This window comes from Paenibacillus sp. KS-LC4 (assembly GCF_036894955.1).
Lineage (GTDB): Bacteria > Bacillota > Bacilli > Paenibacillales > Paenibacillaceae > Pristimantibacillus.
In genome coordinates this window covers 2,746,231-2,762,197 of the sequence record NZ_CP145905.1, presented here as the reverse complement: position 1 = coordinate 2,762,197, position 15,967 = coordinate 2,746,231, and the positions used below count along the sequence as shown (strand labels likewise).

Below are 15,967 nucleotides of genomic sequence, written 5' to 3'. Positions count from 1 at the left end.
TTATTTTCGTTCAACTATACTTCCATAATGATTGGCAAAATCATCGGCCGGCGGCGCGTCTTCTCATAGAGGAAACGACCGAGCGCGTCCTTCACATTCGTCTTCAGCGAAGCCCACTCGTTCACTTTATCGTTCATCAGCCTCAGCAGTGTCGTCGATACAATTTTGTTCGCTTCGTCGAGCAGCCCTTCCGATTCACGCACATAAACGAAGCCGCGCGAAATAATATCAGGGCCAGACACAATGGTGCCCTCCTGCTTGCGCAGCGTCACCACCACGACGAGAATGCCGTCCTGCGAAAGCAGCTTGCGATCTCTAAGCACAATATTGCCAACGTCGCCAACGCCAAGGCCATCAATCAGCACATTGCCCGCCGGAACCTTTGAGCCTCTGCGCGCCTTGCCGCCCTGCACCTCTACCGTATCGCCATTTTCCATAACAAAAATATTCGATTTCTCAATCCCAACTGCCTCGGCCAGCAAAGCATGCTGTCGCAGCATCCGGTATTCACCATGTATGGGGATAAAATATTTAGGCTTAATCAGATTAAGCATCAGCTTCAGCTCTTCCTGGCTGCCGTGACCTGAAACATGGACACCGGATACCGAGCCCGGTCCATAGATGACGTTCGCTCCAAGTCGGAACAACTCGTCCACTGTCCTCCCTACATATCGCTCGTTGCCCGGAATTGGCGTCGCTGCAATAATGACCGTATCCCCCGGCAAAATATCGACTTTACGATGCGTTGAACGCGCCATACGCGTCAAAGCTGACATAGGCTCGCCTTGGCTGCCCGTACATAAAATAACGACGCGATCAGCGGCCAGCTTATTCACAGCCTCCGGTTCTACAATCATGCCATCTGGAATATTCAAATAGCCTAAATCTCCAGCGATGCCCACCACATTAACCATACTGCGTCCAACGACAGCAATATAGCGATCGGTAGCAATAGCTGCGTTTATGACCTGCTGAATACGGTGAACGTTTGAGGCAAACGTTGCTACTACGACCCGCTGCGGCGATTTGCGGAATATATCTTTGAGCTCTTCTCCTACATTTTTCTCCGAAGGCGTGTAGCCTGGACGTTCCGCATTCGTACTATCGGACAGCAGTGCAAGCACGCCCTTCTGCCCAATTTCCGCCATGCGCTTAATATCAGCATATTGCCCATTGACTGGCGTATGGTCAAACTTGAAGTCCCCTGTATGTACGACGACACCCTCGGGCGTCTCCAAGCATACGCCTACGGAATCAGGAATGCTGTGGTTCGTCTTGAAAAAGGAAACATTCATGCTGCCCAGCTCTATCTCCGAATCCGCATTAATGAGTATTCGCTTCGTTTCGCCCAGCAGTCCTGCCTCCCTCAGCTTGCCTTCAATGAGTCCCAGCGTTAGCTTCGTGGCATATACCGGAACGTTAAGGCTGCGCAGCATGTAGGAAAGCCCGCCGATATGATCCTCATGTCCATGCGTAATGACGATGCCGCGTACCTTCTCGCGATTTTCCTTCAAATACGAAATGTCCGGAATAACAATATCTATGCCGAGCATATCCTCCTCCGGAAATTTAAGCCCCGCATCTACAATCACAATATCATTGTCATATTGAATGACGTACATATTTTTCCCAATTTCTCCAATACCGCCTAATGCAAAAATCAAAAGTTTATCCTGTACATTTTTTTTGGACAATGAATACCCCTCCTCTTTTCCAACCTGATGAGGTCATGTTTTTCCGCACCCGATCACTTGAACTCATTATACATGATGAAAAAGATCGAATACAAGGCTGGGGGCTTTGGCCGTAGTAAAAGCATGGTGTGAGGTTGGAGCGCTGCGTGAAAGGCTTGGGGGTCGATCGCCATTCCCCTGTGATTTCACCGAATTGAAAAAGCTGTTGCCAAGGCAACAGCTTCATGATTTGTTAAGAGGTTAAATTAAAATGCGGTTGAGGAATCGACAAGGTTCTGCAAAAATTTAGCTTCCGATTCGCTAACGCCTACCAAAGGAAGTCTAACCCCGCCAACCGGGAAGCCGCGCAGTCCCAGTACATGCTTCAAAGCAACAGGGTTCGGTACGGGATTCGGACAATCGAACAAGCCTTTAAATACCGGGAAGCATTCTGCGTTTAGCTTGGCCGCCAATGCCACATCTCCACTCACATATGCTTCGATAAGCTGCTTCATTTTTTTGCCGATAACATGGCTAGCTACACTAATAATGCCATAACCGCCCACAGCTAAAGTCGGAAGGGTCGCCGCATCGTCGCCGCTATATACTTTAAAGCCCTCAGGCGCGCCTGCTACAAGCTGAATAATCTGATCGGATGACGCACAATCTTTGGTAGCTACGATGTTGCTAATTGCCGCTAGACGCAGCGTCGTTTCAACCGAAATATTCACGACTGTCCGGCTTGGAACGTTGTACAATACAACCGGAAGCTTCGTCGACTCTGCAATCGCTTTAAAATGCTGATAAAGGCCTTCTTGGCTCGGCTTATTGTAATAAGGTGCTACTAGCAGCACACCGTCAACTCCGCTCGCCTCAGCCACCTTCGTCAAATGGATGGAATGAGCCGTATTATTGCTTCCTGTGCCTGCAATAATTTTAGCCCGTCCAGCAGCACGCTCTACGGAAAAACGAAATAGTGCTTCTTTCTCCTCATCCGTAAGCGTAGGAGACTCGCCCGTCGTTCCAGATACAACAAGACTATCACTATGCTGTTCTTCAATTAAGTAATCGATTAATCGTCCCGTTGCTTCCCAATCAATTTCACCAGCAGCATCGAATGGGCTGACCATCGCCGTAACTAATCTTCCAAAATCCATTCTGACTCCTCCTTCAAGTATTACGAAACAAAACGAATTTCGTAAGCATCCACTTTAAAGTTTTGCGAAGCAAAACTAACTTCCTAAGCCTCTAAATCTAAGTTTTGCGAAGCAGAAGCTGCTCCGAAAGTCCGAGGTCAAAGTGCCGCTTCGCAAAACAGGTCTATTTCATTTATTTCCTGCTACAAATGAAGCTCGAACTTGGCATGAAGCGCGCGAAGCGCGGATGCCATGTCCACATCCTTGACCAGTACCCAGATGGTCGTATTGGAGTCCGCTGCCTGCATAATTGCAATCCCCTGCAACGTAAGCGCCTCTACAATACGTGCCATAATGCCTGGAACACCGTTCATTCCACCGCCAATGACCGATACCTTTGCACAGCCGCTAATTGCTGCCGGAGCATAACCACAGTCCGTCAGCACGGCTACAGCCTTCGCTGCATCGTAGTCAAATACGGTGTAAACGACTCCGCTCGGTGTTACATTTATAAAATCTACGCTAATATGATGTCGAGCCATCGTTTGAAAAACCTGCAACTGGACGTCCGTCTTGCCCTCCACCGTCTGCACCGAAATTTGAGTAATGCCCGCTACATGCGCAATGCCTGTTACATGTCGGTCACTTACCATTCCGGCAGCATAGAGCGGACTGTCCGTTACTAATGTACCTTCATCCGGCGAAAAAGTGGAGCGTACGCGAATCGGTATTCTCGCTTGCTGGGCAATTTCAACAGCACGAGGATGAATGACCTTAGCCCCTTGACGAGCCATATTGCAAATTTCTGCATAGCTGACGACAAGAAGCGGTTTTGCATCATTCACAATTCGCGGATCAGCTGTCAGAATACCATTGACATCGGTATAAATATCTACCCGCTCTGCGCGCAGCGAAGCACCGAGTGCAGTCGCCGACGTATCGCTCCCGCCGCGGCCGAGCGTAGTCAGCTCTCCACCTTCGGTGCCGCCTTGAAAACCGGTAACAATAACGACCTTATTTTCACCAAGATTTTTTAAAAGCAGCTCCGGACGCAAATCATTAATTCTCGCTTGGCCGAAATGCCCGTCCGTTATAATGCCTGCCTGATAGCCGCTCAAAATGGTAGCTGGAATGCCCTCGGAACAAAGCAAGCTGCATAAGACTGCGGCAGAAATCATCTCACCACAGCCCAGCAGCATATCCCGCTCACGCAGCGGAAGCGCATCTCCATTGCTTCTAACTAAATCCAGCAGCGAATCTGTAGCATAGGGGTCGCCGAGGCGACCCATAGCTGATACGACAACGACGAGCTGAAAACCATTTTCGCGTTCACGCTTAATATGCTCCAAGCAATGATTTCTGGCAAAATCGGATGATACTGAGGTTCCCCCAAACTTCTGAACGAGAGTGCGCATAAACCTCTTCCCCCATCACGAAAAAGGCAAGATGCCGCCAGCTACCATGTCCTTGCACCGTCTATTCGTTACGCCTGTGCGATGTGCTCGGCGATTTGAACCGCGTTCCATGCGGCACCTTTAAGCAGGTTATCCGATACGATCCATAGGTTAAGCCCATTTTCATGGCCAAGATCGCGTCTCAAACGTCCGACAAAAACTTCCGGCTTGCCGGCTGCTTCCGTTGCGAGCGGGTAAAGCTGATTCGCCGGATCATCAACCAGCACGACACCCGGGGCGTCAGACAACAGCTGCTTGACATCTTCCAGATCGTAGTTATTTTTCAGCTCAACATAAACCGATTCTGAATGACCATAAACGACTGGAATACGAACGCAAGTAGCTGTAACGTCAATTGATTGGTCACCCAAAATTTTCTTCGTTTCATTGACCATCTTCATCTCTTCAAGCGTATAGCCATTCTCTTGGAACTTGTCGATTTGCGGAATCGCATTAAAGGCGATTTGATGCTTAACAGGCAATGAGCCTACTGGCAAAATTGCAGGGTTGACCGCTTCGCCATCTAGGGATGCACGCGTCTGACGCAGCATTTCCTCAATCGCCTTCGCACCTGCTCCAGATACCGCCTGATAAGTCGATACGATAATGCGGTTAATGCCGTATTTATCCTGAAGCGGCTTCAGCGCAGCTACCATCTGAATCGTCGAGCAATTCGGATTGGCAATAATACCTTTATGCTCGCTTACCTTGTCAATATTCACTTCAGGCACAACAAGCGGCGTATTTGGATCCATACGGTACGCATTCGTATTGTCAATACATACCGTTCCATATTCAACAGCATGCGGCGCGAGCGCCTTCGTAACGTCTCCGCCAGCGCTGAATAATGCTATATCAATGCCCTTAAAGCTCTCCGGCTTCGCTTCCTCCACCGTCACTTCCTGGCCTTTGAATGTGATTTTCGTACCGGCAGACCTCGCTGAAGACAGAAGCTTCAGTTCCTTGATGGGGAAGTTTCTCTTATCGAGCAAGTTTAGTATTTGTTCCCCTACTGCGCCTGTTGCGCCAACTACTGCAACGTTAAACAATTTTTGATTTGACATTTGCGGTAATGCTCCCCTCGGTCTTATAAAAACTCAGAATAAAAAGCTTAATAATTAAAACGCTCTATAATGAGCGGTTGTAACTGTTTGCCTTGCAGCGCCGCCTCGCATGTTTCCAGTGCCAAATCCATTCTCGCAACTAGCGAATTGGGCTTCTGAACTGGATTATCTTGGCCAAACGGCACAAAATAAATATTTTTCGTTACGATCAGCTTCGCAATATTCGCCAAATTTAGACCAAGGCCATCATTCGTAGAAATAGCAATGACGATAGGCCTTCCATTGCGCATCTGTGATTTAGATGCCATAAGCACCGCACTGTCAGTCTGCGCATTAGCCAGCCTGCTCGTTGTGTTGCCTGTGCATGGAGCAATAAGCAGCACATCAATAAGCTTCGATGGACCAAGCGGCTCCGCTTGCACAATCGTCGAAATAATTTCATTGCCCGTAATCGCTTTGAGCTGTGTCTGCCACTGCTCCGACGTTCCGAATCTCGTATCTGTCGTCATTATAGTCTGCGATACTATAGGTACAACGTTCGCGCCGGCGTCTACAAACCGCTGGATTTGCGGCATAACCTCGGCAAAAGTGCAGTGTGACCCTGACAATGCATACCCTACTGTAAGCCCGGACCAATTCATTCCCCATTCCCCCGATTTATCAAGTCGTCCATAATCAATTGTGTTAAACAATCGGCTATGATTCGTCCAGCAGTTCTGGGTGCGACAATACCGGGGAGTCCGGGCGCGAGCATCGCCTTAATGGCCCGTTTCTCAGCAAAGCGGAAATCCGTTCCGCCAGGCCTCGAAGCCAGATCAATAATGACGCTTCGCGAAGGAAGATTTGCTATAATTTGCGCTGTGACTATCATAGTCGGAATTGTGTTAAAAAGCAAGTCAATATTGCCCGTATATTGCCGCAAATTGCTGGTGTAGAAAGGCTCGAAGCCCATTTCGAGCGCTCTTGCAAAATGCTCTCCCCGGCGCACCCCGACAAGTACATTCGCTCCTAATCCCTTTAACGTCCGCGCCAATGTAAACCCCGTTCTCCCGAATCCGAGCACCATGCAGGTGGAGCCATGAATCGTAATATCGGTATGTTGAATTGCCATCATCACCGCACCTTCTGCTGTTGGAATAGAGTTGTAAATCGCAACATCGTCGCGCTCAAACAACTCTACCAATTCCAGCTGATGCTGCTTGCAGAGGTCGCTCAAATATGGTTTGGCCATACCCGCGTATACTTTGCAGTGCTTAGGCAAGCGAGCCATATGGCGCTCCTCCAGCCTGATCTCGCTATCGCTGAATACAGCGCTAATGACGCCTTGGTCATCGGTTCCGACAGCAGGCAGCACTAAGGCGTCTACCCCATCAAACAACCGTTCATCATATTCAGCTTGAACGGCTCCCTCGGGCGTTGACTGCAGGCCATCAAAGCCTGATAGGACCACGGTCGCATCCAGCTCCGTCAGCTTGCGAATCACCTCGAGCTGCCTGGCGTCGCCGCCGATCAGCAGCACCTGAACGCCTGTTAGCATCGGCTTCACTCCTCTCTCGCGCATGTAGATATAGACTATCTTATGCCTGGGCCCAGAATGGGTGAAAAAAAAGACCGGAGCAGCTGCTCCGGTCTCAATTATTAAACGCCAGTATGTCCGAAACCGCCGCTGCCACGCACCGTATCCGGCAATTCGGCTGCCTCTTCAATAGTAACAACCGGCACCCTCTGGAACACCATTTGGGCGATGCGCTCGCCTCGTGCAATCGTGAACGGCTCCTGCCCCAAATTAACGAGCAGCACCTTCACTTCTCCGCGATAATCGGCGTCAATCGTACCTGGTGAGTTCAAGCATGTAATACCATACTTGTAAGCCAGACCGCTGCGCGGACGAATTTGCGCCTCCAGCTCAGCCGGCATTGCCATCGCAAAGCCTGTTGGAATGAGCTTGCGCTCACCTGGCGCAAGCTCTACAGGCTCTGATACAGCAGCCTGCAGGTCGAAGCCCGCAGCCCATTCGGACATTTTGCAAGGAAGCTTAATGTCTTCATTGCCCTCTACTCTTTTAAACAGTACGCGATACAAAACGATCCCTCCCAAGTTTAGATGCTGCCCTGTCGCTTGAACCTACCATTGCCACCGCAAACGGTGCCGCAAGCATTCGCTCCGTTACGCTTCTCACATCGTCCATCGTCACGGAATCAATACGCTGAAGCAGCTCATCAAGCGTGTAATGCCGGCCCAGCATCAGCTCATTTTTCCCAAGACGGGTCATTCGGCTGCTTGTGCTCTCCAGACTAAGAATCAGACTGCCCTTAAGCTGCTCTTTGCCCCGATGAAGCTCCGCATCCTCAAGCCCCCTGGAAGCAAGCTCCTCAAGCTGCTCCATCGTCAAATCGAGCACTTCCTTCGTTTGCTTCGGCGCTGTACCTGCATATAGGGTGAACAAGCCGCTGTCCGCATAAGAGGAGTGATAAGAATAAACCGAATAGGCGAGACCGCGCTTTTCACGGATTTCTTGGAACAGACGCGAGCTCATGCCGCCGCCCAGCGCATTGTTGAGCAGCACCATCGCATACAGCTTCTCATCCGAAATCGAACAGCCCTGAAAGGACAGGCAAAGATGGTTTTGCTCAGTTTTCTTCTTATAGAAAATATAGTCTCCACGGAATTCAGGCGCCTTCACTAGCTGAGGCATACCTTTTCGATCAAACTTGCCAAAATGCTGCTCCAGCAGCTCCAGCAGCTTGCCTTCTTCCACATTACCTGCGACACTGACAACGGTGTTGTCAATCGTATAATAATCGTTCATATAAGCGCGCAGTGTATCAGGCGTCATTTCAGCAAGACGCTCCTCTAGGCCCAAAATCGAATAAGCGAGGGGGTGATCGCCATATGCGGCACGCGATGCTTCATCATGCACCTTGTCATCTGGCGTGTCCTCATACATCGAAATTTCTTCCAAAATAACATTGCGCTCTTTTGCCAAATCCGCCTCATCCAGCTTGGAATTGAAAAACATATCCGAAAGCGCATCTACAGCCAGCGGCAAATGCTCATCGAGCACCTTGGCATAATAGCAGGTATACTCTTTGGAGGTAAACGCATTGACATTGCCCCCAATTCCATCGAACAGGTCGGCTATGTCTTTGGCACTGCGCTGATCAGTCCCTTTGAAAAGCATATGTTCGATAAAATGCGAGATCCCGTTATTTTCAGGCGTCTCATTCCGGGAGCCTGTTTTGACCCAAATGCCAAATGAAACCGAGCGGCAGGTGGGAATATATTCGACTACGACTCTTAAACCGTTGCTAAGCGTATATTTTTTCACGAAGGGTCCTCCTGTAAGCATGAATGTAAACACTATATCAAAATTATGGTTGCTGCTCAACATCAACGGGAATCCGCGCCTCCGACAGTGTCTCGCTCACGGTGCCAAGCACATAGCCTTGACGTTTGATTTCACGAATCATTCCGGTTAAAGCATCGCGCGAGGACGCTGTTGGATGCATCAGAATAAGTGCGCCTGGCTCCAGCCGCGATGAAATTCGCCGAATGATCCAGTCTGCTGTCGGCTTCGTCCAATCGACAGTATCTATCGTCCATAACACCGTGCGAAGCCTCTGCTCCGCCGCCACCTGCACCGTCATTTGGTTAAAATCGCCCGAAGGCGGGGCAAACCATTTATTCGTCACGCCAAGCGTTGACTTGAGCAGCTCCTCCGTGCGGGAAATTTGCAAATAGGCAGCATTTCGGCTGAGCTCGCTCATCTTCGGATGCGTATACGCATGATTGGACATTTCATGCCCCTCCGCCTGAATCTGCTTGGCGATTTCCGGATATTTCTTTAGCCACGAGCCATCGAGAAAAAAAGTCGCCTTTACCTCTTCCTTGTTCAAGGTTTGAAGGATCGGCGTTATGTATTCATTGCCCCAAGCAACATTGATCATTAGCGAAATCATTTTTTTGTTTGGATTGCCTTTGTAAACCGGATGCGGGCCTAAATCTGTTAGCTTAATGCGCGGGGCCGTCTCCCTGTACACATATAAAATCGGCGAGATTGAACCCGACGCTATCGTCTTCTCGACCGTGCTCTCTACGTCTACCTCCAGCCCATTATAACCGGGAATTGCCTTCCATACGCGGTCAATACGGGCATCGACCGGCTTAATGGAGCGGCTCGCTGCTTCTGCTGTGACAGCAGCACGAAGCTTCGCTTTATTATCATCTAGAATCGACTCATCCGTCTGCGTCGTTATGCCGCTTTCCCGTTTAATTGCGCTGATATAATCAGCAGTCCCTCCCGCATTCGCGCGAATGAATACGACCATAATCAGCATGCAGCCTATGGCTGCTCCTATTTTTCTCAGCACCTTCATTCACCTCGTCCCTCATTGCTCCATATGTATGAATTATAGGACGAGATTATGTTAGAGAGAAATGGGCCAACTTTTATTGAGAAGGAATTTTTGACAGCAAAATAAAAAGAGACAGATGGAATCTGGCTCTTTGCTTCGTTTATAAAAAAAGTATAAACGGGGTTGCCGTTTTTTTGCGGCAACAATCCGTTTGACGCAGAAATAGACTCCTACCAAACAAGAGAAAACCTCTGCACGCTAATATTTTGAGAAAGCACCTTACGGTGCCCCTGCCTTGTAACGTTGCAGCCGTTATTGTGCTGGTACAGTTGGCGTCAATACAGCTTTACGGGACAAGTTAATGCGACCCTGCTGATCAATTTCCGTTACTTTAACTGTAATTTGGTCGCCGATCGCTATGACATCTTCCACTTTAGCGACACGCTCGTTCGCAAGCTGGGAAATGTGCACTAAACCGTCTTTGTTCGGTAAAATTTCAACGAATGCGCCGAACTTCTCGATTCGCTTAACCGTACCTAAATAAATTTCGCCAATTACAACTTCCTTCACAATGCCTTCGATGATCGCTTTGGCTTTTTGGTTCATCTCTTCATTAGAAGAAGCAATATAAACCATGCCGTCTTGCTCGATATCAATTTTCACGCCAGTTTCTTCAATAATCTTATTGATGATTTTACCGCCAGAGCCGATAACATCACGGATTTTGTCCGGATTAATGCGAAGCGTGAGAATTTTAGGCGCATATTTAGAAAGATTTGGACGAGCAACCGATATAATCTCCGTCATTTTACCTAGAATATGCATGCGTCCTTCACGTGCTTGCTCAAGCGCCTGCTCCAAAATCGAACGATCAATACCGTCAATTTTGATATCCATTTGAATAGCCGTTACACCCTCAGCTGTACCCGCAACTTTAAAGTCCATATCGCCGAGATGATCTTCCATCCCTTGAATGTCAGACAAAATGGAGAAATGCTCACCATCTTTAATTAGACCCATCGCGATACCTGCAACCGGAGCTTTAATCGGAACGCCAGCGTCCAGCATAGCAAGTGTGCTTGCACAAATACTAGCTTGCGAAGTTGATCCATTCGATTCAAGCACCTCGGATACAAGACGAATCGTATACGGGAAATCAGCCTCAGACGGAATAACCTTCGACAAAGCGCGCTCGCCGAGTGCACCATGCCCAATTTCACGACGACCTGGAGGACGAAGCGGTCTTGCTTCACCTACGCTGAATGGCGGGAAATTATAGTGATGCATAAAACGTTTCGTTTCTTCCGGGCTGATGCCATCAAGAATTTGCACATCGCCAAGCGGTCCAAGCGTACAAATGCTGAGTGCTTGCGTTTGTCCACGTGTAAACAGTCCAGATCCGTGTGTACGCGGCAATATCGCCACATCACATTCGATTGGACGAATTTCTTCTGGCGCACGGCCATCAGGACGAATTTTCTCATGTGTAATCAGGCGACGAACTTCTTCTTTAACGATATCATAAAGCACTTCTTTGACATCGCCAAGCAGCTCAGGCGTCTCTGCATATACTTCATCGAAATGTGCAACCGTGTCCGCATTAACCGCATCAATAGCATCTTGACGCTCATGCTTCTCGGGAATGCGAATCGCTTCAACCAAACGAGCAGATGCAAATGCGCGTACAGCAGCATTTACTTCTTCGTTGACTGCATGAAGCGTAACTTCCATTTTTTCTTTGCTGGCAACTGCCTGCAATTGCTCAATTGTAGCAACGATTTTCTTAATTTCATCATGCCCGAACATAATCGCTTCCAGCATAACGTCCTCAGGAACTTCATTTGCTTCTGCTTCCACCATCATGATGGCATCTTTCGTACCAGCAACGACAACGAAAACATCGCTTTTCTGCTCTTGCTCAACGGTTGGAATAATTACGAATTCGCCGTCAACACGACCGACGCTCACGCCGCCGATTGGTCCGTTAAATGGAACATCAGAAATCGCCAGTGCTGCGGAGGTACCAATCATTGCCGCCATTTCAGGCGAGCAATCCTGATCCACACTCATTACGATGTTCGCGATTTGAACATCATTACGGAAGCCCTCAGGGAACAATGGACGAATTGGACGGTCCGTCAGACGGCTTGACAAAATCGCTTTCTCACTCGGACGTCCTTCACGTTTAATAAATCCACCAGGGATTTTACCAACTGCATACAGACGCTCTTCATAGTTCACCGTAAGCGGGAAAAAATCTAAATCTTTTGGCCCTTTGGAAGCGGTCACTGTACAGAGTACAACGGTGTCGCCATAACGTACGGTTACAGCAGCATTCGCTTGCTTCGCAAGTCTGCCTGTTTCCAGAACAAGCTTGCGTCCACCCAAAATCATTTCAACCTGTTGCAAACGTATCCCTCCTATGTTTCAAATATAATTTTAACGATTGACAAACATAACATTCGCCAGCAAGACCTCTATATCCTGCTTAACTCTCGCATATTACAAAAAGCAACCCGATTTTGCCAAGTCCGTAATGCCGGACAGCAAAACAACCAGGTTGCTTCTCATGAAACATGTTTTAGCGGCGAAGGCCGAGTTTTTCGATCAATGCGCTATAACGGTTAACATCTTTGTTTTTAAGGTATCTCAACAGCTTACGACGTTGACCTACCATCTTGAGCAAACCACGACGGGAGTGGTGGTCTTTCTTGTGCTCCCGAAAATGTTGCGTCAAGTTAACGATGTTTTCCGTTAGGATAGCTACTTGAACCTCCGGTGAACCCGTATCGCTCGCATGCGTTTTGTGCGTATCAATCAATTCTTGTTTACGCTCTTGTGTAATTGCCATCCTAAAGTCACCTCCTTGAACTTATATTCAATAATCGCCATTAGCCCAGGCGCCGTCGGTGAGAGCGGACATCCAAGCTAAGGTTCCAATTGCAGCTGCGTATTCTGACAAAAAAGTAGAATCGCAACGTGTTTTAGTATATCACAAGCCTATAGTAAAAGTAAATGCCATTAGGCAGCTATTCCACACCAAACTGACGCTTCGCTTGCTCAGCATCCGCATGGATTTGCCGGATAAGCTCATCTACACTGCTAAAACGCTGCTCAGGACGGATAAAAGTATGAAATTGCAGTTTAATGGGCTCATCATAAATAACTTGATGAAAGTCGAATAAATGGGCTTCCAGCACCGGACGAATATCTTCTTTATTAAAGGTCGGTTTCATCCCATGATTTAATACGCCATAATACGACTTGCCGAGTACGACCGCTGAAATGCCAAAAACGCCGAGGCGCGGCATGACATAAGGCAAGGAAACATCCACATTAGCCGTCGGGAAGCCAATGCTGCTGCCTCTGCCGTCACCGTGCACAACCGTTCCTGCTATCTCAAAGGGACGCCCGAGCAGCTTTGTCGCAAGCTCTATATCACCGTCGCCAAGCGCCTGTCGAATATATGTGCTGCTCACCTTTAAGCCATTATCGTATAGCGGCTCAACAATTTCGACCTGAATGTCCGGCTCGCATAACGCCTTCATTGCGGCGGCATTTCCTTGGCCCTTGTAGCCAAAATTAAAATCAAAACCAACTACAATTTGTGTAGCTCCTAATCGGCGAAGTACCTCGTCAACAAACTGCTCCGGCATAATCGCTGCAAAATCATGATCAAATTTGACGACTAGCACCAAATCGACACCTAATTCAGCAAATAGCGACTGTTTGACAGCAAGCGGCGTCAAGCAGTTGTAATATTGATCGCCACGGCCAAGCACTTCCTTCGGATGCGGGTTAAACGTCATAACCGCCGACAATCCTCCGGTTCTCTTGGCTGCAGCAACAACTTGCTCAATCACATTGCGGTGGCCGCGATGTACTCCGTCAAAATGTCCAATTGCAATAGAAAGCGATTTATTTCGCAGCTGTTTTGGCAGCTCAATTACCGGATATTCCAATGAGATCATTTCCAACGCTGATGCACCTGCAATTCCTATATGACTTTCCGATAACCAAGTATACGTTAGGTTACGAGAACACCTTGATAGGCGTGAGTACCGCTAAAGCATGATCGGCCTCAAAAATACCAATAAACAAATCATTTTCACCAAAAAGACGTACTGGCTTCCCTGCTTCAGGTTCCTCGTTAAGCAAGCGAAGCGGAAGCTTCTGTCCTTTAAGAGCAAGCGAAGTCAAACGAGCATCGACCTGAATCCTTGGCAAATGCTGGATACCCAGCTCAGCAGGCAATATAAACGGCGCTATACCCTCCGTGCCAAGAGCTTCAATCTGCTCCAGACTTACACATTGCTCCTTCGTAAAACCGCCAGACATCGTCCGGGTAAGCTCTGCCATCGCTGCTGGAACTCCTAGCGCATGACCGACATCTACACATAACGTGCGAATATACGTCCCTTTTGAACAAACAACAGAAAACGAGAAGCGTGGAAATTCCAAATCAAGCTCTAGGTCAAGCAGCTCAATTTGATGAATCGTTACTTTCCGCGCTTTGCGCTCTACTGTCTTGCCTTCACGCGCCAATTCATATAAACGTTTTCCGTCTACCTTTACAGCGGAGAACATCGGAGGAACTTGCTCAATTTCGCCCACGAAACGGCGCAGCACGCGAATAATATCTTCACGCGTTACCTGCACACCTGTTTGCTGCTCCGTGACTGTACCTGTCAAATCCTCTGTATCCGTTGCAAGGCCCAGCTGGATAACCGCTTCATACGCCTTGGGGCGCTCCTGCACATATTCGACTACACGAGTAGCTCGGCCAAGACATAGCGGCAAAACACCTGTCACCATAGGGTCTAGCGTTCCCGTATGGCCGATACGCTTCATCTTCAGCAGTCTTCTCACCTTGGCTACAACATCATGCGAGGTCCAGCCGGCAGGCTTCCATACTGCGATAATACCGTCCATCTGTTAGCTCAACGCCTTTCTGACCGCATCGACCAACTGGGTGATTGCTTCTTGAAGCGGCGCATCAATACGACAGCCAGCAGCACGGACATGTCCGCCACCGCCAAAAGATTGGGCAATCGCAGCAACATCCGCCGTCCCTGCTGATCTCAAGCTGGCTTTCACTCCGCCATCTTCCGTCTCTTTAAACATAATGCCGACTTCTACACCGTCAATGTTCAGTGCATAATTGACGATGCCCTCCATATCTTCCGATATCGCACCTGTCTCAGCAAAATCATCCTTATTGACATATAGCCAGCCAATTTGCTGATTGTCGCTAAACGTAAGTCTGCTAAGGCAACGCTGCAGAAGCTTGAGCTTGGACATCGACATTTTTTCGAGCAGCAGATCGGCCAATTTGTGACCCGGTACACCAATCGCCAGCATGCGGGAAGCAATATTCATTACATGTGGTGTCGTATTGGAGTAGCGAAATCCGCCAGTATCTGTAATAAGCCCGGTATATATAGCCGTCGCACATTCCAAATCAAAGGAAATGCCCGCACGTTCGATTAAATCATATAAAATTTCAACCGTAGCTGCTGCATTCGGACGAATCAATTGAACCGTACCAAAGCCGTCATTAGTTGGATGATGATCAATATTGAGCAGCTCCACTCCCGGAGCAAACAAGCTCTCCACTTTGCCCATCCGGCGATAATCAGCGCAATCGACCGCAATAACACGAGTATACGATTGTGTTGGCTGGGCTTTTGCATAATGAATAATCGTATCGAATGAACGCAAATGAGCAAGCCTTGAAGGCAGCTCACTTTCGTTAATCAACGTAGATTTTTTCCCAAGCTTCTCCAGCAGCCAACCGACGACAACCGTCGAACTAATGGCATCGCCATCGGGCTGCACGTGGGAGACGACCAGAAAGTCGTCCCCACCGCGCATAAAAGCAAGTGCATCATCCAACTGCTGCAAATAGGACGCAGCAGCTGTCATGATCGTTTGTTCTCCCCGTTAATTTCCTCGAGGATACCTTCAATCCGGCTTCCATACTCAATGCTGCTGTCGAATTTGAAGATCAGCACTGGCGTATGGCGCAAACGCATCCGCTTGCCAAGCTCAGAACGGATAAAGCCTGTTGCACGGCCGATTGCTTTGAGTGTTTCTTCCTTTTGCTCTTCGCTGCCCAGCACGCTCAAATATACTTTGGCTTGGGACAAATCATTACTCGTTTCTACGCCCGTCACTGTAATAAAACCGACGCGTGGATCTTTAATTTCTGTCTGGATAATTTGGCTGAGCTCTTTTTTAATCTGCTCGCCTACCCGACCTACACGAATTTTAGCCATGCTTTAT

15 protein-coding genes are annotated in these 15,967 nt (G+C 48.6%); all 15 read right to left on the bottom strand.

Going from position 1 to position 15,967, the window contains the following annotated elements:
- Window positions 1–14: 14 nt before the first annotated feature.
- The 15 genes from V5J77_RS11915 to rbfA all read right to left on the bottom strand — a co-directional run bounded on the left by V5J77_RS11915 (window position 15) and on the right by rbfA (window position 15,960).
- Window positions 15–1,694 carry a ribonuclease J gene (locus V5J77_RS11915; RefSeq protein WP_338556031.1) on the bottom strand — a complete coding sequence of 560 codons (1,680 nt, stop codon included), beginning with the start codon at window positions 1,692–1,694 and terminating at the stop codon, window positions 15–17.
- Between the two features lie 245 nt (window positions 1,695–1,939).
- On the bottom strand, window positions 1,940–2,830 hold the full coding sequence (gene dapA, locus V5J77_RS11910; RefSeq protein WP_338556029.1) for a 4-hydroxy-tetrahydrodipicolinate synthase: 891 nt from the start codon (window positions 2,828–2,830) through the stop codon (window positions 1,940–1,942).
- 182 nt (window positions 2,831–3,012) lie between these two features.
- Complete coding sequence (gene dapG / locus V5J77_RS11905) at window positions 3,013–4,224, bottom strand: aspartate kinase (protein WP_338556027.1); 1,212 nt, start codon at window positions 4,222–4,224, stop codon at window positions 3,013–3,015.
- A gap of 68 nt (window positions 4,225–4,292) precedes the next feature.
- Window positions 4,293–5,327 (bottom strand): aspartate-semialdehyde dehydrogenase, encoded by a 1,035-nt coding sequence (locus V5J77_RS11900; protein ID WP_338556025.1) that lies wholly within the window; start codon window positions 5,325–5,327, stop codon window positions 4,293–4,295.
- Window positions 5,328–5,374: 47 nt separating this feature from the next.
- Window positions 5,375–5,968 (bottom strand): dipicolinate synthase subunit B, encoded by a 594-nt coding sequence (locus tag V5J77_RS11895; protein ID WP_046230765.1) that lies wholly within the window; start codon window positions 5,966–5,968, stop codon window positions 5,375–5,377.
- On the bottom strand, window positions 5,965–6,864 hold the full coding sequence (dpsA, locus tag V5J77_RS11890) for a dipicolinate synthase subunit DpsA (RefSeq protein ID WP_338556022.1): 900 nt from the start codon (window positions 6,862–6,864) through the stop codon (window positions 5,965–5,967). Before dpsA ends, V5J77_RS11895 begins: the two co-directional genes overlap by 4 nt.
- Window positions 6,865–6,965: 101 nt before the next feature.
- Window positions 6,966–7,409 carry a dUTP diphosphatase gene (dut, locus tag V5J77_RS11885; protein ID WP_338556020.1) on the bottom strand — a complete coding sequence of 148 codons (444 nt, stop codon included), beginning with the start codon at window positions 7,407–7,409 and terminating at the stop codon, window positions 6,966–6,968.
- Window positions 7,390–8,655, bottom strand: coding sequence for a pitrilysin family protein (locus tag V5J77_RS11880; protein ID WP_338556018.1), 1,266 nt, complete (start codon window positions 8,653–8,655; stop codon window positions 7,390–7,392). The genes dut and V5J77_RS11880 overlap by 20 nt, the downstream gene beginning before the upstream one ends.
- Before the next feature lie 43 nt (window positions 8,656–8,698).
- Window positions 8,699–9,703 (bottom strand): polysaccharide deacetylase family protein, encoded by a 1,005-nt coding sequence (locus V5J77_RS11875; RefSeq protein WP_338556016.1) that lies wholly within the window; start codon window positions 9,701–9,703, stop codon window positions 8,699–8,701.
- 291 nt (window positions 9,704–9,994) lie between these two features.
- On the bottom strand, window positions 9,995–12,076 hold the full coding sequence (gene pnp / locus V5J77_RS11870) for a polyribonucleotide nucleotidyltransferase (protein ID WP_338556730.1): 2,082 nt from the start codon (window positions 12,074–12,076) through the stop codon (window positions 9,995–9,997).
- Between the two features lie 187 nt (window positions 12,077–12,263).
- Window positions 12,264–12,533 (bottom strand): 30S ribosomal protein S15, encoded by a 270-nt coding sequence (gene rpsO, locus V5J77_RS11865; RefSeq protein WP_338556014.1) that lies wholly within the window; start codon window positions 12,531–12,533, stop codon window positions 12,264–12,266.
- Between the two features lie 178 nt (window positions 12,534–12,711).
- Window positions 12,712–13,653 carry a bifunctional riboflavin kinase/FAD synthetase gene (locus V5J77_RS11860; protein WP_338556728.1) on the bottom strand — a complete coding sequence of 314 codons (942 nt, stop codon included), beginning with the start codon at window positions 13,651–13,653 and terminating at the stop codon, window positions 12,712–12,714.
- Between the two features lie 61 nt (window positions 13,654–13,714).
- Window positions 13,715–14,614 carry a tRNA pseudouridine(55) synthase TruB gene (gene truB / locus V5J77_RS11855; protein ID WP_338556012.1) on the bottom strand — a complete coding sequence of 300 codons (900 nt, stop codon included), beginning with the start codon at window positions 14,612–14,614 and terminating at the stop codon, window positions 13,715–13,717.
- A gap of 3 nt (window positions 14,615–14,617) precedes the next feature.
- The gene (locus tag V5J77_RS11850) at window positions 14,618–15,607 is read right to left on the bottom strand and encodes a bifunctional oligoribonuclease/PAP phosphatase NrnA (protein ID WP_338556010.1); all 990 of its coding nucleotides are present in this window, start codon (window positions 15,605–15,607) and stop codon (window positions 14,618–14,620) included.
- Window positions 15,604–15,960, bottom strand: a complete 357-nt coding sequence (gene rbfA / locus V5J77_RS11845) for a 30S ribosome-binding factor RbfA (RefSeq protein ID WP_338556008.1) — start codon at window positions 15,958–15,960, stop codon at window positions 15,604–15,606. Before rbfA ends, V5J77_RS11850 begins: the two co-directional genes overlap by 4 nt.
- Between the last annotated feature and the right edge of the window lie 7 nt (window positions 15,961–15,967).